15 protein-coding genes are annotated in these 20,184 nt (G+C 59.4%); 8 read left to right on the forward strand and 7 right to left on the reverse strand.

From position 1 onward, the window contains the following. Positions 1-47 precede the first annotated feature (47 nt). From MKR05_RS17360 to yfaU, 5 genes are all read left to right on the forward strand, one after another. The gene (locus tag MKR05_RS17360; protein ID WP_044524253.1) at positions 48-1,244 is read left to right on the forward strand and encodes a nicotinamide mononucleotide deamidase-related protein YfaY; all 1,197 of its coding nucleotides are present in this window, start codon (positions 48-50) and stop codon (positions 1,242-1,244) included. Positions 1,245-1,447: 203 nt separating this feature from the next. Then, positions 1,448-2,233 carry an IclR family transcriptional regulator gene (locus MKR05_RS17365; protein ID WP_023290494.1) on the forward strand — a complete coding sequence of 262 codons (786 nt, stop codon included), beginning with the start codon at positions 1,448-1,450 and terminating at the stop codon, positions 2,231-2,233. Positions 2,234-2,243: 10 nt separating this feature from the next. Then, positions 2,244-3,449, forward strand: a complete 1,206-nt coding sequence (rhmD, locus tag MKR05_RS17370) for an L-rhamnonate dehydratase (protein ID WP_017899291.1) — start codon at positions 2,244-2,246, stop codon at positions 3,447-3,449. A 41-nt stretch (positions 3,450-3,490) separates the two neighbouring features. Further along, entirely contained in the window at positions 3,491-4,780 is a 1,290-nt protein-coding gene (locus MKR05_RS17375; protein ID WP_032428943.1) for an MFS transporter, read from the forward strand. Between the two features lie 14 nt (positions 4,781-4,794). Continuing rightward, positions 4,795-5,598, forward strand: a complete 804-nt coding sequence (gene yfaU / locus MKR05_RS17380) for a 2-keto-3-deoxy-L-rhamnonate aldolase (protein WP_023290492.1) — start codon at positions 4,795-4,797, stop codon at positions 5,596-5,598. Between the two features lie 21 nt (positions 5,599-5,619). On the opposite strand, the gene glpC is transcribed toward yfaU, so the two are convergent. Genes glpC through glpA form a run of 3 tightly spaced genes read right to left on the reverse strand, consistent with a single transcriptional unit; the run spans position 5,620 to position 9,666 of the window. Then, entirely contained in the window at positions 5,620-6,798 is a 1,179-nt protein-coding gene (glpC, locus tag MKR05_RS17385; RefSeq protein WP_023290491.1) for an anaerobic glycerol-3-phosphate dehydrogenase subunit GlpC, read from the reverse strand. Continuing rightward, positions 6,795-8,054, reverse strand: a complete 1,260-nt coding sequence (gene glpB / locus MKR05_RS17390; RefSeq protein ID WP_101989132.1) for a glycerol-3-phosphate dehydrogenase subunit GlpB — start codon at positions 8,052-8,054, stop codon at positions 6,795-6,797. The genes glpC and glpB overlap by 4 nt, the downstream gene beginning before the upstream one ends. Continuing rightward, complete coding sequence (gene glpA, locus MKR05_RS17395) at positions 8,044-9,666, reverse strand: anaerobic glycerol-3-phosphate dehydrogenase subunit A (RefSeq protein WP_101989131.1); 1,623 nt, start codon at positions 9,664-9,666, stop codon at positions 8,044-8,046. Before glpA ends, glpB begins: the two co-directional genes overlap by 11 nt. Before the next feature lie 272 nt (positions 9,667-9,938). Here glpA and glpT point away from each other — a divergent pair, with 272 nt between their 5' ends. Beyond that, the gene (gene glpT, locus MKR05_RS17400) at positions 9,939-11,285 is read left to right on the forward strand and encodes a glycerol-3-phosphate transporter (protein WP_023290488.1); all 1,347 of its coding nucleotides are present in this window, start codon (positions 9,939-9,941) and stop codon (positions 11,283-11,285) included. A 9-nt stretch (positions 11,286-11,294) separates the two neighbouring features. Continuing rightward, the gene (gene glpQ, locus MKR05_RS17405; protein ID WP_023290487.1) at positions 11,295-12,365 is read left to right on the forward strand and encodes a glycerophosphodiester phosphodiesterase; all 1,071 of its coding nucleotides are present in this window, start codon (positions 11,295-11,297) and stop codon (positions 12,363-12,365) included. Between the two features lie 71 nt (positions 12,366-12,436). Here the strand turns inward: glpQ and yfaE are convergent, their stop codons facing one another. The 4 genes from yfaE to ubiG form a co-directional block, all read right to left on the reverse strand. Beyond that, positions 12,437-12,691: a class I ribonucleotide reductase maintenance protein YfaE gene (gene yfaE, locus MKR05_RS17410; RefSeq protein WP_004201692.1), complete on the reverse strand. Its 255-nt coding sequence runs from the start codon at positions 12,689-12,691 to the stop codon at positions 12,437-12,439. Continuing rightward, positions 12,691-13,821 carry a class Ia ribonucleoside-diphosphate reductase subunit beta gene (gene nrdB / locus MKR05_RS17415; protein WP_004140835.1) on the reverse strand — a complete coding sequence of 377 codons (1,131 nt, stop codon included), beginning with the start codon at positions 13,819-13,821 and terminating at the stop codon, positions 12,691-12,693. Before nrdB ends, yfaE begins: the two co-directional genes overlap by 1 nt. A 101-nt stretch (positions 13,822-13,922) precedes the next feature. Beyond that, positions 13,923-16,208, reverse strand: a complete 2,286-nt coding sequence (nrdA, locus tag MKR05_RS17420; protein WP_048297918.1) for a class 1a ribonucleoside-diphosphate reductase subunit alpha — start codon at positions 16,206-16,208, stop codon at positions 13,923-13,925. A 344-nt stretch (positions 16,209-16,552) separates the two neighbouring features. Next, complete coding sequence (gene ubiG, locus MKR05_RS17425) at positions 16,553-17,281, reverse strand: bifunctional 2-polyprenyl-6-hydroxyphenol methylase/3-demethylubiquinol 3-O-methyltransferase UbiG (protein WP_101989130.1); 729 nt, start codon at positions 17,279-17,281, stop codon at positions 16,553-16,555. A gap of 146 nt (positions 17,282-17,427) precedes the next feature. Between ubiG and gyrA the strand changes: the two genes are divergently transcribed. Continuing rightward, the gene (gyrA, locus tag MKR05_RS17430) at positions 17,428-20,061 is read left to right on the forward strand and encodes a DNA topoisomerase (ATP-hydrolyzing) subunit A (RefSeq protein WP_004201688.1); all 2,634 of its coding nucleotides are present in this window, start codon (positions 17,428-17,430) and stop codon (positions 20,059-20,061) included. Positions 20,062-20,184: the final 123 nt, after the last annotated feature.

Below are 20,184 nucleotides of genomic sequence, written 5' to 3' on the forward strand. Positions count from 1 at the left end.
CCGCTTTGCGTTATAGTATTTGCCACCTGGCAGGCAAGGAGTGAGCAATGTTGAATGTGGAAATGCTGTCCACTGGCGATGAAGTGTTGCATGGTCAAATCGTTGACACCAATGCAGCATGGCTGGCGGATTTCTTTTTTAATCAGGGTTTACCATTAACGCGCCGTAATACCGTCGGCGACGATCTCGATGCGCTGGTGGCGATTCTTCGCGAACGCAGCGAACAGGCGGATGTGCTGATCGTCAATGGCGGCCTCGGCCCAACCAGCGACGACCTGAGCGCGCTGGCCGCGGCCACCGCGAAAGGCGAAGGACTTATTTTGCATCCGGAGTGGCTGGAAACCATGACCCGCTTCTTTGCTGAACGCGGGCGGCCGATGGCGGAAAGCAACCGTAAGCAGGCGGAAATCCCCGCCAGCGCCGAGATGATCAATAACCCGGTGGGCACGGCCTGCGGCTTTGCCATCCAGCTCAATCGCTGCCTGATGTTTTTCACCCCCGGCGTTCCCTCTGAATTCAAAGTGATGGTCGAGCAGGAGATTTTACCGCGCCTGCGCCAGCGCTTTACGCTGCCGGAACCGCCGGTATGCCTGCGGCTGACCACTTTTGGCCGCTCGGAAAGCGAGCTGGCGCAAAACCTCAATCCGCTGACGTTACCGCCTGGCGTAGTGATGGGCTACCGCTCGTCGATGCCGATCATTGAGCTGAAGCTGACCGGACCGGCTGAGCAGCGTGACGCCATGCTGGCCCTGTGGCCGGAAGTGCGTAAAGTGGCTGGCGACAGCCTGATTTTCGAAGGCACTGAAGGGTTACCGGCGCAGATTGCACGCTGCCTGCAGGAGCGGCAGCTGAGCCTGACGCTCAGCGAGCAGTTTACCGGCGGTCTGCTGGCGCTCCAGCTGTCCCGCGCCGGCGCGCCGCTGCTGGCCAGCGAAGTGGTCCCGGCGCAGGAGGAGACGCTGGCGCAGGCGGCCCGCTGGGCGGCCGAGCGGCGCATTAACCATTTTGCCGGCCTGGCCCTGGCGGTGAGCGGCCAGGAAAACGATCATCTTAACGTGGCCCTGGCCACCCCCGACGGCACCTTCGCGCTGCGGGTGAAGTTTAGCGTCACCCGCCACAGCCTGGCGGTACGCCAGGAAGTCTGCGCCATGATGGCATTAAACCTGCTGCGTCGCTGGCTGAATGGCCAACCGCTGGCCAGTGAACATGGCTGGATTAACGTGGTGGATTCCCTCTCAATGTAGGTCGTTTCCCGGCGCGCGGGCTTCTCCCGGGCGCCGGTTGTCCAGCCTGTTGTACTCTCCTGAAAAAATTCTGTGCGTTAAGTCGCAATTTTCCGCTGCGAACGGTCCAGCATACGGGAAAGCGATTGCCCCGCGATGTCGCTCACACTTTACCGCCCGGACAACCGCAACACTGATTCCAGTATTCAGGATTGGAGTCCAGTATGTTGGAATCAACGAAAGTCCCGGCGCTGACCCGCGCGATTGAGATCCTCAATTTAATTGGCCGCATCGGACCCTGCAGCGCGGCGACGATAATAGCGGAGCTGGGGATCCCAAAAAGCACGGTTTATCTGCTGCTGGGCGAGCTGAAAAAGCAGCGCTTCATCAGTATGGATAATCAGGATAACTACTGCCTGTGGACCAAACTGGTGGAGCTGGCCGGGCAGGCGCTAAGCAAAATGGACCTGCGCGAGCTGGCGCGGCCGCGCCTGACCCGGCTGATGGATGAGTGCGGCCTGCTCTGCCATCTGGGCATTATCGATCACGGTAACGCCTACTACATTCTGAAAATTGAATCACCCGCCACCATTAGCGTGCGTTCGCACGAAGGAAAGAGCCTGTCGCTTTACCGCTCCGGGATCGGCAAATGTCTGCTGGCCTGGCAGCCCGCCGGGGTTCAGGCATCGATTATCGATGAACTGCAGTGGGAGCGGGCTACGCCAACGACCATCAGCAATGCTCAACAGCTGCGGGAGGAGCTGGGGCGGATCCGCGCCCGGGGCTGGAGCTTTGATAATGGCGAGGACTACCCGGACGTGCGCTGCGTGGCCGCCCCGGTTTTTAACGCTAATAACGACCTGACCGCCGCCATCTCGGTGGTGGGCACCCGTCTGCAAATCAATGAAGACAATCGCGATTACCTTGCCGGTAAGGCGATTGCCTGCGCGAAAGATATTTCACGACTGCTGGGGTGGAAAAGCCCCTTTGAACAACTCGCCTCATCATAAGGAGAACACCATGACCCTACCGAAAATTAAACACGTCCGCGCCTGGTTTACCGGCGGCGCCACCGCAGAGCAGGGCGCCGGCGGCGGCGATTACCACGATCAGGGGGCTAACCACTGGATTGACGATCATATCGCCACCCCGATGAGCAAATACAAACAGTATGAGCAGTCCCGCCAGTCGTTTGGCATCAACGTGCTGGGCACGCTGATTGTGGAAGTTGAAGCCGACAACGGGCAGACCGGCTTTGCCGTGTCGACGGCCGGAGAGATGGGCTGCTTTATCGTGGAAAAACATCTCAACCGCTTTATCGAAGGCAAATGCGTCAGCGATATCAAACTGATCCACGACCAGATGCTCAACGCCACCCTTTACTACGCAGGATCCGGCGGTCTGGTGATGAACACTATCTCCTGTGTCGACCTCGCGCTGTGGGATCTGTTCGGGAAAGTGGTTGGCCTGCCGGTCTACAAACTGCTGGGCGGAGCGGTGCGTGACGAAATCCAGTTCTATGCCACCGGCGCTCGTCCGGATCTGGCGCAGGAGATGGGCTTTATCGGCGGCAAAATGCCCACCCACTGGGGCCCGCACGATGGCGACGCCGGGATCCGCAAAGACGTCGCCATGGTGGCGGACATGCGCGAAAAATGCGGCCCGGATTTCTGGTTAATGCTGGACTGCTGGATGAGCCAGGACGTTAACTATGCCACCAAACTTGCCCATGCCTGCGCCCCTTACAACCTCAAGTGGATCGAGGAGTGCCTGCCGCCGCAGCAGTATGAAGGTTATCGCGAGCTGAAGCGCCAGGCGCCGGCCGGGATGATGGTGACCAGCGGTGAGCACCATGGCACCCTGCAGTCCTTCCGCACCCTGTCGGAGACCGGAATCGATATTATGCAGCCCGACGTCGGCTGGTGCGGCGGCTTAACCACGCTGGTGGAGATAGCGGCTATTGCTAAAGCGCGCGGGCAGCTGGTGGTGCCGCACGGCTCGTCGGTTTACTCACATCATGCGGTGATCACTTTCACCAACACGCCGTTCAGCGAGTTTCTGATGACCAGTCCTGACTGCGCCACGCTGCGTCCGCAGTTCGACCCGATCCTGCTCGGCGAGCCGGTGCCGGAGAGGGGGCGCATTCATAAATCGGTACTGGATAAACCCGGCTTTGGCGTCGAGCTCAATCGCGACTGCAACCTGAAACGTCCTTATCAACACTGATCCCCCGGGCCGCCCGGCGGCCCACGCCTGAGGATATTATGATGAGCAACACTCTGCTGGAGAGCGTGGTGAAGAAAAACCGCGCCCGCTTAATCCCCTTTATGCTGGCGCTGTACGTGCTGGCGTTTCTTGACCGTTCGAATATCGGTTTCGCCAAAGAGACCTACCAGCTGGACACTGGCCTCAGCAACGAAGCCTATGCGCTGGGGGCGGGGATTTTCTTTGTGGTCTATGCCTTTCTTGGGGTGCCGGCCAACCTGCTGATGCGCAAATTTGGCGCCAGAAAATGGATCGGCTGCACCACGCTACTGTGGGGCGTGCTGTCGGCGGCGATGGCGTGGGCGGATACGGAAGCGAAATTCCTGCTGGTACGTACCCTGCTGGGCGCGGCGGAGGCGGGCTTCTTCCCCGGAATGATCTACCTCACGTCTCAGTGGTTTCCCCAGCAAAACCGCGCCAGCATTATGGGGCTTTTTTATATGGGGGCGCCGCTGGCGCTGACCCTCGGTTCGCCTTTATCCGGCGCGCTGCTGGAGATGCATGGGTTTATGGGCCATCCCGGCTGGTTCTGGATGTTTGTGATTGAAGGCCTGCTCGCCGTCGCCGCAGGAGCGTTCACCTTCTTCTGGCTGGACGATTCGCCGCAGCATGCCCGCTTCCTGAGCGCGGCGGAGAAACAGGCCCTGATAAGCGAGCTGGCGCGAGAGGAGGAGAAAAAGGTCACCTCGCGTCTGTCCGATGCGCTGCGTAACGGGCGGGTCTGGCAGCTGGCGCTGATCTACATGACCATTCAGGTGGCGGTCTATGGCCTGATTTTCTTCCTGCCCACTCAGGTCGCCGCGCTGTTGGGCACCAAAGTCGGCTTCATTGCCTCGGTGGTGACGGCTATTCCGTGGGTGGCGGCGCTGTTCGGCACCTGGCTTATCCCTCGCTACTCCGATCGCACCGGCGAGCGGCGCAATATTGCCGCGCTGACGCTGCTGGCGGCAGCGGTCGGGATTGCGGTTTCCGGGCTGGTGGCGCCGGTGCTGGCTATCATCGCGCTGTGCGTGGCGGCGGTAGGGGTGATTGCCGTGCAGCCGGTCTTCTGGACGATGCCGACGCAGTTGCTCTCCGGCACGGCGCTGGCCGCCGGGATTGGCTTCGTTAACCTTTTTGGCGCCATCGGCGGCTTTCTGGCGCCGATCGTTCGCGTGCAGGCCGAAACGCTGTTCGCCAGCAGCGCCGCTGGACTGTTAACCCTGGCCGGCGTGGCCATCATCGGGGTGATCACCATCTTCTCATTAAGCCTCACCCGCGCGGTTCCTCAGCGCGGCGGCGTACAGCATTGATTAAAGGAATCGCTATGAACGCACTGTTATCTAACCCCTTCAAACGTGGATTATTACGCGGTGAGACGCAAATAGGCCTGTGGTTGAGCTCGACCTCCTCCTATCTGGCGGAGATTGCCGCCACTTCAGGATATGACTGGCTGCTGATCGACGGCGAGCATGCCCCGAACACTATTCAGGACCTTTATCATCAGCTCCAGGCCATCGCCCCTTACGCCAGTCAGCCGGTGATCCGTCCGGTGGAGGGCAGCCGCAGCCTGATAAAACAGGTGCTGGATATTGGCGCCAGAACGTTGCTGGTGCCGATGGTCGATACCGCCGAGCAGGCGCGGGAAGTCGTCTCGGCAACCCGTTATCCTCCCGTCGGTAGCCGCGGCGTTGGCGCCGGCGTGGCCCGGGCGGCGCGCTGGGGCAGAGTGGAGAATTATATGGCGGAGGCGAATGACGAACTCTGTCTGCTGATTCAGGTGGAGAGCCGAACCGCGCTGGAAAATCTGGACGCTATCCTCGAGGTGGAAGGCATTGACGGGGTGTTTATCGGGCCGGCGGATCTCTCCGCTTCGCTGGGACACCCGGACGATGCTGGCCATCCTGACGTGCAGCGGGTGATTGAGCAGAGCATCCGGCGCATTCGCGCGGCGGGAAAAGCGGCAGGATTTCTGGCGGTCGACCCGGCGATGGCGGAAAAATGTCTCGCCTGGGGGGCCAATTTCGTCGCCGTCGGGGTCGATACCATGCTGTACACCCAGGCGCTGGACCGCCGGCTGGCAATGTTTAAATCCGCCAGCGCTCAGCCGCAGGAGAAAGCGAGCTATTGACGGCGCAGGCTGGCGCCGGACTCAGGCGAGCGCCTGCGCCAGCACCGTCAGCGGATGTTCGCAGCGTTTGCTGGTGGACATTTCTATCTGCCATTTACAGGTCTCGCAGTCGGTGACGACGATGTCGGCGCCGCTCTCCTCAATCTGACGGAACAGCGGGGCGCCGATAGCCTGGGATACCGCGTAATTCTCAGTCTTAAACCCGTAGGTGCCGGCGATGCCGCAGCACTGCGAATCCAGCACCTCCAGCTGCAGGCCAGGGATCAGCCGCAGCAGTTCGAGGGTATACAGCGACCAGCCCATTTTCTCCATATGGCACGGCGTGTGATAGACCACCTTCAGCGGCAGCGGGCGCAGCGGCAGCGTTTTGCCACTATCCAGTTGTTTCCAGATCCAGCGAGTGGCCAGCTCCACCCGGTCGCGGAGATCGCTGTTGTCGACATCAAGGAGATGCGGGTATTCATCGCGCAGCGTAAAGGTGCAGGTCGAGGAGGTGGCGATGATCGGCAGCGCGTTTTCCCGCATCGCGGCGACGTTGCTCTGCGCCTGCTTACGCGCTTTGTCAAAAAAGCCGTTGGCGATCAGCGGCACGCCGCAGCATTTTTCCCGTGATAACAACTGCACGCCGGTGCCCAGCGCATTGACGACGCGAATCAGATCCTTGCCCAGCTGCGGGTGGTTATAGTTGACGTAGCAACCATGAAAGAAGGCCACCTGCTCAGGGTACTGCGCCTGTCTGGCCGCGAGCTGGCGGTAAGCGCGGCGGAAGGTACCGAAGCCATATTTTGGCAGCGTGCGGCGATGATCGATATTGAGCGCCGCGTCGAGCAGGCGGCGTACCGGTTTTAAGCCGGTGGTGGCGTTTACCAGTGGGGCAAAGGGGGTGGAAAGGGTGCCCATCAGGTCGGTATGGCTGAGAATAGCGTCGCGCAGGGTCGGTTTTTGCTGGCCATACTGTGCCCGGGCGCGCTGAATGATATCGCCAATTTTCACATCCGACGGGCAGGCGACCTCACAGCGCTTGCAGTTAATGCAGTACTTGAGCGCCTCATCGTACAGCGCGCCATCCTTCAGGCGCAGGCGTTCGCCGTCCGGCCCCGCCTGTTTCGGCCCGGGATAGCGCGGATTGACCCGGCTTACCGGACAGGTGGTGGTACAGACCGTGCACTTAATGCAGCTTTCAAAACGGGTATCGTTCATGGTCGGCCTCCGGCGAGGGCGTGGATCTGTCTGGCGGCGTGCAGTGCGGTGACGGCGCAGACCCCGCCGCCGCAGCCGAGCTGAATGGCATCGAACCCGCCGAGCAGCGAACCGATGGCGAAAAGATTGCTGAACGGCTGCCCGCCCAGCATGGGGCGCAGCAGGGCATCGGTTTTCACCCCGAAGCGCTGCCACGGCTGGGAGGCAAAGAAGTCGCGCTGGTACCAGTCGTCGCGCGGCAGGGTCTGCTGTAGATCGAGACCGAGAATGGGTTCGCGGACGCTATCCCGCGTGGCGACAAGACCGTTACTGAAAAAGCTGCCGCTGGCCAGCACGGTAAAACGCGGACGCAGCGCAATATCGCCGTGATTTCGCGTCCAGACGGCCTCGACTGCGCCCTGTCGATAGCTGATGTTCACCACTTCATCGCCGGCAAGCCAGGTGCCGCCGCCGCGAATAAACTGCCGCTGCAGCAAACGGTGCAGGCGCATCCCGGGAACCGAAGGCGGCAGCGTCGGCAGCAGACGCAGCGGGCAGGGCAGGCGCGCCTGCAGCCAATGGTACAGGCGATCGTCGGCGAGGCCAAAGCAGGCGGGCATGATCAGCAGCTCATGCTGTTGCGCCAGCGGCAGCAGCGCCGCATGCAGGGCAGGCCAGTGGTTTTCATCGTCGAGGAGGCGGGCGATATTGGCGGCGCGAAACTCGGTGGGGTTGTCACGTAAAACATCCAGCAGCGGTAACTCGATTTCCACCGCCACGGCGGTGACGCCGGTTTGCCCGAGCGCGGCGGCGGCGAGATGCGGCTGAAAATCGGCAAAGCCGCTGATCCCCACCAGGCAGACCCCCTGTCGGGGGAGTGGCGCGACAGGAACCTCCTGCGGCGATAGCCACGCCGCGCGCAGCGTCCCCAGCGGCGTTACCCGCCGGTGCGGGCGGTGCGCGTCGCCCTGCATCACCGCGCCGCTGGCGGCCAGCAGGGCTTCAGTTTGTTTTGCGTATTCGAGCACCGCCCCGGCGCCGAGCCGGGAATAAGGGTGCTCAGGAAGCAGTTCAGCGAGCTGCTGCAGACCTTGCGCGAGGTCAGTGACGTTATCGCCGTTCGGCAGCGCCGAGAGCAGATCTAACGACGCGGAGGAAAAATGCAGCGCGCTTTGCCCGCGGCTGATGATAACGCTGCGCAGGCCGGACTGATTCAGCGTCAGGCCGCACAGCAGGCCGGCCAGTCCGCCGCCGATAATCGCGCAGTCAAATTTCATCCTGATGCTCCTGTGGTAGTCCGCACAGGCCGAGATAGACCCAGCGGGTGAATTCGCTTTCGCGCAGCGCGTCGCCCCAGGCGATGGGCTGCACGCCCTTCCAGCGCTCATTGAGAAACGCCGACAGCTGGGTCAACGACTGCGCGGGGGTGGTGACGTTAAAGCGCTGCAGCAGACCGGCGGCGCGGCAGGCGCAGAGTTCCCCCTGGCAGGTCCCCATGCCAATCCGGGTACGGCGGCGCAGGTCGAGCAGGGTGTGGACCGCCAGATTTTCCACCGCGTATTTCACTTCACCAGCGGTGACGGCTTCGCATTCGCAGACCAGACTACGGTGCTGGCGGCTGTCGCCAAGCCAGGCCGGCGTGCGATCGCCATGGCGGTAGACAGCCGATCCGCGCAGCGGGCCCGGCAGGGAGATAATTTTTCGCAGGGTGCTTTCCGTCGGCTCCTGCGACCCGGGGAGCGGGCTCTCGGCCGTGGAACAGGGGGTGGTGTTGCCCAGCTTACGACAGACGGCGTCGGTGGCCCACTCGGCCATCAGGCGATAGGTCATCAGCTTGCCGCCGGTGATGGTAATGAAGCCTTCCATGCCGTCGCGCTGAGCATGGTCGAGCAGGACGATGCCGCGGCTGACGCTGCGTCCGCTGGGATCGTTGTCGCTGGCCACCAGCGGGCGCACGCCGGAGTAGGCGCGGAGGATCCGGGTGCGGCCCATGACCGGCGCCAGCTTTTCACCTTCGCGCAGCAGGGTTTCGACTTCTGCGGTCGTTACCCGGTTGTCGTCAATTTCGTCATAAGGAATATGCATCGAGGTGGTGCCGATCAGCGAGATGGTATCCCCGGGCACCAGAATATCGGCATCGGCCGGCTTACGGCAGCGGTTGATCACCAGGTTGTTAATCCGGTGGTCAAGGATCAACAGCGATCCCTTCGCCGGGAACATGGTGATGCGCAGGTCGGCATATTCCGCAATGCGCTGCCCCCAGATCCCGGCGGCATTGACCACTACCCCGGCGTGCAGGGCGCGGGTCTGGTGAAGCTGACGATCGTATACCTGGACACCACAGACGCGGTCGCCCTGGCGCAGCAGGCCTGTCACTTCGCAGCCGGTGAGGATCTGCGCGCCGTGTTCGCGGGCGTCGAGCATATTGGCCGCGGTGAGGCGAAACGGGTCAATGGTGCCATCCGGGACCTGCACCGCCCCCAGCAGCGTCGGGTTGACGGCGGGCTCGCGGCGCAGCGCCTCCTGCGCAGAAAGCGGCGTGGCCTCTATGCCAGCCTGCTGGCAGGCGGCGATAAAGGTCTGCTGCCAGGCCAGATCGTCTTCAGGCAGGGTAATGAACAGACCGCCGGCCGGTTCGATACAGTGACGGGCGATGCGGCGCAGGATGCGGTTCTCACTGATGCATTCGCGGGCGGATTCGTTGTCGGTCACCGCATAGCGGGCGCCGCTGTGCAACAGCCCATGATTACGGCCGGTGGCCCCGGTGGCGATATCATGGCGCTCAATGAGCACTGTACGTAATCCGCGTCGGGCGCAGTCGCGGGCGATGCCGGCGCCGGTTGCTCCGCCGCCGATGATGATGACCTCGCTATCAAGACGTCCCGTCATCTTCAGCTCCTCTGCTTTCGTTTACCGCCATTTAGCCACAATCAATAAGGTTATTGTTTGATTTCGAGCATATTCGCGCGTTATTTGAGCGCATTATGTGATTTTGTGCTCACATTGGAACCTTTTGTCATATTTCTGTAACAAATTGTGCGATGTTTCACAGTATCAGCTCTACGTATTGCCTACCATCGCGGCCAGATTCGAAGTTGGTGATTAATCTGGGATTGTTGTCGTGACGTCAGTAAAAAACAGCAAGGGCCACGGAGGCTGATATGTTAAGTATTTTTAAACCCGCCGCGCATAAAGCGCGTTTGCCAGCCGCGGAGATCGACCCACTCTATCGTCGGTTACGCTGGCAGATTTTTATCGGCATCTTCTTTGGTTATGCCGCTTACTATCTGGTTCGTAAGAACTTTGCCCTGGCAATGCCCTATCTTATCGAGCAAGGTTTCTCCCGCGGCGATCTCGGTTTCGCCCTTTCCGGCATCTCCATTGCCTACGGATTTTCGAAATTCATCATGGGATCGGTCTCTGACCGTTCGAATCCGCGCATTTTCCTGCCGGCGGGGCTGATCCTCGCCGCGCTGGTGATGCTGGTGATGGGCTTCGTACCGTGGGCCACCTCGAGCATCATGATCATGTTCGTACTGCTGTTCCTCTGCGGCTGGTTCCAGGGGATGGGCTGGCCGCCGTGCGGCCGTACCATGGTCCACTGGTGGTCGCAGAAAGAGCGCGGCGGAATTGTTTCAGTGTGGAACTGCGCGCATAACGTCGGCGGGGGGATTCCGCCGCTGCTGTTCCTGTTGGGTATGGCCTGGTTTAACGACTGGCATGCGGCGCTCTATATGCCGGCTTTCGGCGCTATTCTGCTGGCGATTTTCGCCTTCGCGATGATGCGCGATACGCCGCAATCCTGCGGCCTGCCGCCGATCGAAGAGTATAAAAACGACTACCCGGACGATTACAGCGAAGAGCATGAACAAGAGCTGACGGCGAAGCAGATCTTTATGCAGTACATTCTGCCGAACAAGCTGCTGTGGTACATCGCGGTCGCCAACGTCTTCGTTTATCTGCTGCGCTACGGCATTCTTGACTGGTCGCCGACCTACCTGAAAGAGGTGAAGCACTTCGCGCTGGATAAATCCTCCTGGGCCTACTTCCTGTACGAGTACGCGGGGATCCCGGGCACCCTGCTGTGCGGTTGGATGTCGGATAAAGTGTTTAAAGGCAACCGCGGCGCCACCGGCGTGTTCTTTATGACCCTGGTCACCATCGCCACCGTCGTGTACTGGCTGAACCCGCCGGGTAACCCGGGCGTCGATATGGCCTGTATGATTATTATCGGCTTCCTGATCTACGGCCCGGTGATGCTGATTGGCCTGCATGCGCTGGAGCTGGCGCCGAAGAAAGCCGCCGGCACCGCCGCAGGCTTCACCGGCCTGTTCGGTTACCTCGGCGGTTCCGTGGCCGCGAGCGCCATCGTCGGCTACACCGTCGATTTCTTCGGCTGGGACGGCGGCTTTATGGTGATGATCGGCGGCAGCGTGCTGGCGGTTGTCCTGCTGGTTATCGTGATGCTCGGTGAACGCCGCCATCATCAACAGCTGAAGCAAGCCTAAGGAGCGGCGATGAACATGAAACTCACCGCGCTAATGAGCGGCATGATGTTGGCCAGTTCGGCGCTGTGCTTCAGCGCGACAGCGGCGGATAAAATGGTTATCGCCCACCGGGGCGCCAGCGGTTATCTGCCTGAACATACCCTGCCGGCGAAAGCGATGGCCTACGCGCAGGGGGCGGATTACCTTGAGCAAGACCTGGTGATGACCAAAGACGACCGACTGGTGGTGTTGCACGACCACTATCTGGATCGGGTGACCGACGTGGCCCAGCGCTTCCCGCAGCGGGCGCGTCAAGATGGCCGTTTTTACGCCATCGACTTTACCCTGGCCGAGATCAAGTCGCTGACGTTTACCGAAGGGTTTGAGCCGAAAGATGGCAAGAATGTGCAAACCTATCCCGGGCGTTTCCCGATGGGCAAATCCGATTTTCGCATTCATACCTTTGAAGAAGAGATTGAGTTTGTCCAGGGGCTGAATCATTCCACCGGCAAAAACATCGGTATTTACCCGGAAATCAAAGCGCCGTGGTTCCACCATCAGGAAGGCAAAGATATTGCCGCCAGCACGCTGAAAGTGCTGAAAGAATATGGCTACACCAGCAAGCAGGATAAGGTCTATCTGCAGTGCTTTGACGCCAACGAGCTCAAGCGTATTAAGCATGAGCTGGAGCCGAAGATGGGCATGGATCTCAAGCTGGTGCAGCTTATCGCCTATACCGACTGGAATGAAACCCAGCAGCGGCAGGCTGACGGCAAGTGGGTGAACTACAGCTATGACTGGATGTTCAAGCCGGGGGCAATGGCGCAGATTGCGCAGTACGCCGACGGCATTGGTCCGGATTATCATATGCTGGTGGCGGAAGGCTCAAAGCCGGGGGCGGTGAAGCTGACGGCGATGGTGAAGGAGGCGCACGCCAGCCATCTGCAGGTGCATCCGTATACTGTGCGCGCGGATCAACTGCCGGAGTACGCCAGCAACGTCAATCAGCTCTATGACCTGCTGTATCGCCAGGCGGACGTCGATGGCTTGTTTACCGATTTCCCGGATAAAGCGGTGCAGTTTCTGGACGCTAAGCAGTAAAAAGCCGGGTTTACCCGGCCTGTGAACGGCAGTTTTGTCGGGCGCATAAGCGTTACGCCGCCCGACAAAACTTACATCTCAATTTCGATATCGCCCTTCGCCCGGCAGCAGCAGGGCAAAATTTCTCCCGGCTGGATAAAGGCCAGCGGCTCGGTCAGCCAGTCAACCTGGCCGGAGACCAGACGAGTGCGGCAGGAGCCGCAATAGCCTGCGCGGCACTGATACTCGACGTCGATATTATGCGATTCAAGAGCAGCCAACAGGGAAGGGTGTTCATCCTGACACTCAAGGCGAGTGTCAGAGATTTTCAAGAAGATCCGCTTCATTACAGCTGGAAGTTGCTCAGGTCGTCGGCATCGACTTCAGAGTCGATCTGGCCGACCAGGTAAGAGCTGACCTCTACTTCCTGCGGCGCCACCTGGACGTTGTCGGAGACCAGCCAGGTGTTGATCCACGGGATCGGGTTGGAGCGGGTCTGGAACGGCAGATCGAGGCCCACCGCCTGCATGCGGATATTGGTGATGTACTCGACGTACTGGCAGAGAATATCTTTGTTCAGGCCAATCATCGAGCCGTCGCGGAACAGGTAGTCCGCCCACTCTTTCTCCTGCTGCGCCGCCAGCACGAACAGGTCATAGCACTCCTGCTTGCACTCTTCGGCGATTTCCGCCATTTCCGGATCGTCGCTGCCGGAGCGCAGCAGGTTCAGCATATGCTGAGTGCCGGTCAGGTGCAGCGCTTCATCGCGGGCGATCAGGCGGATAATTTTGGCGTTGCCTTCCATCAGTTTGCGCTCGGCAAAGGCGAAGGAGCAGGCGAAGCTGACGTAGAAGCGGATCGCTTCCAGGGCGTTGACGCTCATCAGGCACAGATAGAGTTTCTTTTTCAGCTCGCGCAGATTGACGGTCACGGTCTTGCCGTTGACGGTGTGGGTACCTTCGCCCAGCAGGTGCCAGTAGCTGGTCATCTCGATCAACGAATCGTAATAGTGGGAGATCCCCTCGGCACGCTTCTGGATCTGCTCATTGGTGACGATATCGTCGAACACGGTCGCCGGGTCGTTGACGATGTTGCGGATGATATGGGTGTACGAGCGCGAGTGAATGGTCTCGGAGAAGGCCCAGGTTTCCACCCAGGTCTCCAGCTCCGGGATGGAGATCAGCGGCAGCAGCGCCACGTTCGGGCTGCGGCCCTGGATGGAGTCGAGCAGCGTCTGGTACTTCAGGTTGCTGATGAAAATGTGTTTTTCATGTTCCGGCAGCGCCTGGTAGTCAATGCGATCGCGGGAGACGTCAACCTCTTCCGGGCGCCAGAAGAAGGAGAGCTGTTTTTCAATCAGCTTTTCAAAGATATCGTATTTTTGCTGATCGTAGCGGGCCACGTTAACCGGCTGGCCAAAAAACATTGGCTCAAGCAGCTGATCGTTTTTCGTCTGTGAAAAAGTGGTGTATGCCATTGAAGTGAGTCCTGTTGAACTGTACTGCCCGGCGGCGATGCGTTGGCCGGGCCTACAAAATCGTAGGCCGGGTAAGCGTAGCGCCACCCGGCAAAAATACCTTAGATCTTACAAGCGCCGCTTTCGCAGCCGTCGTCCTGGATGGACGGGGCCAGGTCATCCTGAGCGTCTTCAGCGCCATCACGGGTGTTGTGATAGTACAGCGTTTTGACGCCGAATTTATAGGCGTTGAGCAGGTCTTTCAGCAACTGCTGCATCGGCACTTTTCCGGAAGGGAAGCGCGTCGGATCGTAGTTGGTATTCGCAGAGATCGACTGGTCGATAAACTTCTGCATGATACCCACCAGCTGCAGGTAGCCGTCGTTGTTCGGCATTTCCCACAGCAGTTCGTAGGCGTTCTGCAGGTTTTCGTAGTCCGGCACCACCTGGCGCAGGATCCCATCCTTCGATGCTTTGATACTCACGTGGCCGCGCGGCGGCTCGATGCCGTTGGTGGCGTTGGAGATCTGCGACGAGGTCTCGGACGGCATCAGCGCGGAGAGCGTGGAGTTACGCAGGCCGTGGGTTTTGATGGACGCGCGAAGCGCTTCCCAGTCGTAGTGCAGGGCTTCGCTGACGATGCCGTCCAGGTCTTTTTTATAGGTATCGATCGGCAGGATACCCTGCGCATAGGTGGTTTCGTTGAACCACGGGCAAGCGCCCTGTTCGATAGCCAGTTCGTTGGAGGCCTTCAGCAGGTAGTACTGAATCGCTTCGAACGTTTTGTGGGTCAGGTTGTTGGCGCTGCCGTCGGAGTAGCGTTTGCCATGCTTCGCCAGATAGTAAGCGAAGTTGATCACGCCGATGCCCAGCGTACGGCGGCCCATCGCGCCGCGTTTGGCGGCCGGGATGGGGTAATCCTGATAGTCGAGCAGCGCGTCCAGGGCACGCACCGCCAGCACCGCCAGCTCTTCCAGCTCGTCGAGGCTGTCGATAGCCCCGAGGTTGAAGGCCGACAGGGTGCACAGCGCGATTTCGCCGTTTTCGTCGTTGACGTCTTCCAGCGGTTTAGTCGGCAGGGCGATCTCCAGGCACAGGTTAGACTGGCGCACCGGGGCGACCACCGGATCGAACGGGCTGTGGGTGTTGCAGTGGTCGACGTTCTGGATGTAGATGCGGCCGGTGGAGGCGCGCTCCTGCATCATCAGCGAGAACAGCTCAACCGCTTTTATGCGCTGCTTGCGAATGCTGTCGTCCTGCTCGTACTGGGTGTACAGGCGCTCAAATTCGTCCTGATCGGCGAAGAAAGCGTCATACAGGCCCGGGACGTCGGAAGGGCTGAACAGGGTAATGTCGCCGCCCTTCAGCAGACGGGTGTACATCAGCTTGTTGATCTGCACCCCGTAGTCCATGTGACGAACGCGGTTGGCGTCGGTCCCGCGGTTGTTTTTCAGCACCAGCAGGCTTTCCACTTCCAGATGCCACATTGGGTAGAAGAGGGTCGCCGCGCCGCCGCGTACGCCGCCCTGCGAGCAGGACTTCACCGCGGTCTGGAAATGTTTGTAGAACGGAATGCAGCCGGTGTGGAAGGCTTCGCCGCCGCGGATCGGGCTGCCCAGCGCGCGAATGCGGCCGGCGTTGATGCCGATGCCGGCGCGCTGGGAAACGTATTTCACAATCGCGCTGGAGGTAGCGTTGATGGAGTCCAGGCTGTCGCCGCACTCGATCAGCACGCAGGAGCTGAACTGACGGGTTGGGGTACGCACGCCGGACATGATCGGCGTCGGCAGCGAGATTTTAAAGGTCGACACCGCGTCGTAGAAACGCTTGATGTAGTCCAGACGCGTTTCGCGCGGGTAGTTAGAGAACAGGCAGGCAGCCACCAGAATATAGAGGAACTGCGCGCTCTCATAAATTTCGCCGGTGACGCGGTTTTGTACCAGGTACTTGCCTTCCAGCTGCTTAACGGCAGCGTAGGAGAAGTTCATGTCGCGCCAGTGGTCGAGGAAACCGTCCATCTGCTGGAACTCTTCTTCCGTGTAGTCTTCCAGCAGATGATGATCGTATTTACCCTTCTCGACCATCTTCACCACGTGATCGTAAAGCGCCGGCGGCTCAAACTGGCCGAAGGCTTTTTTACGCAAATGGAAAATCGCCAGACGCGCGGCGAGGTACTGGTAATCCGGCGCCTCGCGGGAGATCAGATCCGCAGCGGCTTTGATAATGGTTTCGTGGATGTCCGCGGTTTTAATGCCGTCATAGAACTGGATATGCGAGCGCAACTCTACCTGGGAAATCGAAACGTTATTCAGTCCTTCTGCCGCCCAATCCAGTACGCGATGGATTTTGTCGAGATTGATGCGCTCGGTGGTTCCGTCGCGCTTTGTCACCAGCAGACTCTGATTCATGTGGATTTTACCTGTCCGTGAAAGAAAATATCCCCCGTTTATCCACAGAAGGCCGTTGTGACTAACTCTGTGGATAAATACTATATGTAGGGGGTTGTCGATAAAAGGAACGCTATATGGTGAGTATTTTAGTAAGGAATCTTTTGAGTACAAGGGTTGATTTTGACGTTAAATTGAGGTTGCGGAAGGGTAATAATCCGCAAGTCCACGTCGCATAAGGCCTGGAGAAGAAGTCAATAAAACAGAAAAAAAAATGAAAATTTGATCGAGTGCTGATTTCTTCATCGGAAGAAATAATCACGCGGCTTGATGCCGCGCAATCATCATAAGCGCAGGTGCTGACGTCACGCTTTTTTGGCGCTGGTATGCAACATATAGTTAACATCAACCCCCGGCGCCAACTTGAAGGTGTTGGTCAACGGATTGTAATGCAGGCCGATGATATGCTGCTCTTTCAGAGAAGTCTGATCTACCCAGCCCAGCAGTTCGGCCGGCTTGATAAACTTTTTCACATCATGAGTGCCTTTGGGCACCATCTTCATGACATATTCCGCGCCGACCACCGCCATCAGCCACGCTTTACCGTTACGGTTGATGGTGGAGAAGAAGACCTGGCCGCCAGGCTTCACCAGCCGCGCGCAGGCGTGGACGACCGACTGTGGGTCAGGGACGTGCTCCAGCATCTCCATGCAGGTGACGACGTCATACTGCTGCGGATTCTTCGCGGCATGTTCTTCAACCGTTTCCTGAACATACTCCACCTGAATTCCGCTCTCCAGGGCGTGCAGTTTCGCCACCTGCAGCGGCTCGGCGCCCATGTCCAGCCCGGTGACCGTCGCGCCTTCGCGCGCCATGCTCTCGGCGAGGATGCCGCCGCCGCAGCCGACATCGAGGACTTTTTTACCGAACAGGCCGCCAGAGCGTTCGGCGATATAGCCCAGCCGCAGGGGGTTAATGCGGTGGAGCGGTTTGAACTCGCCCTCCAGATCCCACCAGCGCGAGGCGACGGCTTCGAATTTGGCGATTTCAGCATGATCGACGTTAGGGGCTACCGACGTTTTTTCGGCATTCATGGGCGCTTTTACTCCTTTTCTGTTCAGACCTGCGAGTATATCAGCAGCGCGCCATGAATAAACCGTATTGCTTTACCTCTCTTAGCGCGGCTGTGTTATAATTTGCGACCTTTGAATCCGGGATACAGTAGAGGGATAGCGGTTAGATGAGCGACCTTGCGAGAGAAATTACACCGGTCAACATTGAGGAAGAGCTTAAGAACTCTTATCTGGATTATGCGATGTCGGTCATTGTTGGCCGTGCGCTGCCGGATGTCCGAGATGGCCTGAAGCCGGTACACCGTCGCGTACTTTACGCCATGAACGTATTGGGCAATGACTGGAACAAAGCCTATAAAAAATCAGCCCGTGTCGTTGGTGACGTAATCGGTAAATACCACCCGCACGGCGACTCCGCGGTATACGACACCATCGTGCGTATGGCGCAGCCGTTCTCGCTGCGTTACATGCTGGTGGACGGCCAGGGTAACTTTGGTTCCATCGACGGCGACTCCGCTGCGGCGATGCGTTATACCGAAATTCGTCTGGCGAAAATCGCTCATGAGCTGATGGCCGATCTTGAAAAAGAGACGGTCGATTTCGTTGACAACTATGACGGCACGGAGCGTATTCCGGACGTCATGCCGACCAAAATTCCTAACCTGCTGGTAAACGGCGCCTCCGGGATCGCCGTCGGGATGGCCACCAACATACCGCCGCATAACCTGACGGAAGTGATCAACGGCTGTCTGGCCTATGTCGACGATGAAGACATCAGCATTGAAGGGCTGATGGCGCATATTCCTGGCCCTGATTTCCCGACCGCCGCCATTATCAACGGCCGTCGCGGCATTGAAGAGGCCTACCGCACCGGTCGCGGTAAAGTCTACATCCGCGCGCGCGCGGAAGTGGAAGTGGATGCGAAATCCGGCCGCGAAACCATCATCGTGCATGAAATTCCCTATCAGGTGAACAAAGCGCGCCTGATTGAGAAAATCGCCGAGCTGGTAAAAGAAAAACGCGTGGAAGGCATCAGCGCGCTGCGTGACGAGTCTGATAAAGACGGGATGCGCATCGTGATTGAAGTGAAGCGCGACGCGGTAGGGGAAGTGGTGCTCAACAACCTCTATTCCCAGACCCAGCTGCAGGTCTCCTTCGGCATCAACATGGTTGCGCTGCACCATGGCCAGCCGAAGATCATGAACCTGAAAGACATCATCGCCGCATTCGTGCGCCACCGCCGCGAAGTGGTGACCCGTCGCACCATTTTCGAGCTGCGTAAAGCCCGTGACCGCGCGCATATCCTCGAAGCGCTGGCCGTGGCGCTGGCCAATATCGACCCGATTATCGAACTGATCCGTCGCGCGCCGACCCCGGCTGAAGCGAAAGCAGCGCTGGTTGCCCAGGCGTGGGATCTCGGTAACGTCGCGGCGATGCTGGAGCGTGCCGGTGATGACGCCGCGCGTCCGGAATGGCTGGAGCCCGAGTTCGGCGTGCGCGAGGGTAAATACTACCTGACCGAGCAGCAGGCCCAGGCGATTCTGGATCTGCGTCTGCAGAAACTGACCGGCCTTGAGCATGAAAAACTGCTCGACGAATATAAAGAGCTGCTGGAGCAGATCGCGGAACTGCTGCACATCCTCGGCAGCGCCGACCGTCTGATGGAAGTGATTCGCGAAGAGCTGGAGCTGATCCGCGACCAGTTCGGCGACGAACGTCGTACCGAAATCACTGCCAACAGCGCTGATATCAACATCGAAGATCTGATCAACCAGGAAGACGTGGTGGTCACCCTATCGCATCAGGGCTATGTGAAGTATCAGCCGCTGACCGACTACGAAGCACAGCGTCGTGGCGGTAAAGGCAAATCGGCAGCGCGCATTAAAGAAGAAGACTTTATTGACCGCCTGCTGGTGGCCAACACCCATGACACCATCCTCTGCTTCTCAAGCCGCGGTCGTCTGTACTGGATGAAGGTCTATCAGCTGCCGGAGGCCAGCCGCGGCGCGCGCGGTCGTCCGATCGTCAACCTGCTGCCGCTGGAAGCCGATGAGCGTATCACCGCTATCCTGCCAGTCCGCGAGTATGAAGAGGGCGTCAACGTCTTTATGGCCACCGCCAGCGGTACCGTGAAGAAAACCGCGCTGACCGAGTTCAGTCGTCCGCGTTCCGCCGGCATTATCGCGGTGAACCTGAACGAAGGCGATGAGCTGATCGGCGTCGATCTGACCTCTGGTCAGGACGAAGTGATGCTGTTCTCCGCGGCCGGCAAGGTCGTGCGCTTCAAAGAGGATGCCGTTCGCGCCATGGGCCGTACCGCCACCGGCGTACGCGGCATTAAGCTGGCGGAAAACGACAGCGTCGTCTCGCTGATTATTCCGCGCGGCGAAGGCGCGATCCTGACGGTGACGCAAAACGGTTACGGTAAACGTACCGCCGCGGCTGAGTATCCGACCAAGTCGCGTGCCACCCAGGGCGTTATCTCGATCAAAGTCACCGAGCGTAACGGTTCCGTGGTCGGCGCCGTACAGGTGGATGATTGCGATCAGATCATGATGATCACCGACGCCGGGACGCTGGTGCGTACCCGCGTTTCCGAAGTGAGCATCGTGGGCCGTAACACCCAGGGCGTGATCCTCATCCGCACCGCGGAAGATGAAAACGTGGTGGGGCTGCAGCGCGTCGCTGAGCCGGTAGACGACGAAGAACTGGACGCCATCGACGGTAGCGCGGCGGAAGGCGATGACGATATCGCCCCGGAAGCGGATACCGATGACGACATCGCCGAAGACGAAGAGTAATCGTCCCAGGTAAATGTTCTGAAAGGGCCGGGTATTCTCCCGGCCCTTTTTGCATTAACATTGCGGCAAAGCCGGTTTACCGCTACTTTAACCCCATTCTGTTGAGTCCCTGACGGCCGAGCA

The sequence above is a fragment of the Klebsiella sp. K5-204 genome (assembly GCF_030128585.1).
In the GTDB taxonomy this organism is placed as follows: Bacteria; Pseudomonadota; Gammaproteobacteria; order Enterobacterales; family Enterobacteriaceae; genus Klebsiella; species Klebsiella quasipneumoniae.

Coding starts and splice junctions, on each gene's coding strand:
- MKR05_RS17375 (WP_032428943.1), top strand. CDS start 3,491: ATGAGCAACACTCTGCTGGAGAGCGTGGTGAAGAAAAACCGCGCCCGC.
- glpC (WP_023290491.1), bottom strand. CDS start 6,798: ATGAACGATACCCGTTTTGAAAGCTGCATTAAGTGCACGGTCTGTACC.
- glpT (WP_023290488.1), top strand. CDS start 9,939: ATGTTAAGTATTTTTAAACCCGCCGCGCATAAAGCGCGTTTGCCAGCC.
- rhmD (WP_017899291.1), top strand. CDS start 2,244: ATGACCCTACCGAAAATTAAACACGTCCGCGCCTGGTTTACCGGCGGC.
- MKR05_RS17360 (WP_044524253.1), top strand. CDS start 48: ATGTTGAATGTGGAAATGCTGTCCACTGGCGATGAAGTGTTGCATGGT.
- nrdA (WP_048297918.1), bottom strand. CDS start 16,208: ATGAATCAGAGTCTGCTGGTGACAAAGCGCGACGGAACCACCGAGCGC.
- ubiG (WP_101989130.1), bottom strand. CDS start 17,281: ATGAATGCCGAAAAAACGTCGGTAGCCCCTAACGTCGATCATGCTGAA.
- MKR05_RS17365 (WP_023290494.1), top strand. CDS start 1,448: ATGTTGGAATCAACGAAAGTCCCGGCGCTGACCCGCGCGATTGAGATC.
- gyrA (WP_004201688.1), top strand. CDS start 17,428: ATGAGCGACCTTGCGAGAGAAATTACACCGGTCAACATTGAGGAAGAG.
- yfaU (WP_023290492.1), top strand. CDS start 4,795: ATGAACGCACTGTTATCTAACCCCTTCAAACGTGGATTATTACGCGGT.
- nrdB (WP_004140835.1), bottom strand. CDS start 13,821: ATGGCATACACCACTTTTTCACAGACGAAAAACGATCAGCTGCTTGAG.
- glpB (WP_101989132.1), bottom strand. CDS start 8,054: ATGAAATTTGACTGCGCGATTATCGGCGGCGGACTGGCCGGCCTGCTG.
- glpA (WP_101989131.1), bottom strand. CDS start 9,666: ATGACGGGACGTCTTGATAGCGAGGTCATCATCATCGGCGGCGGAGCA.
- glpQ (WP_023290487.1), top strand. CDS start 11,295: ATGAACATGAAACTCACCGCGCTAATGAGCGGCATGATGTTGGCCAGT.
- yfaE (WP_004201692.1), bottom strand. CDS start 12,691: ATGAAGCGGATCTTCTTGAAAATCTCTGACACTCGCCTTGAGTGTCAG.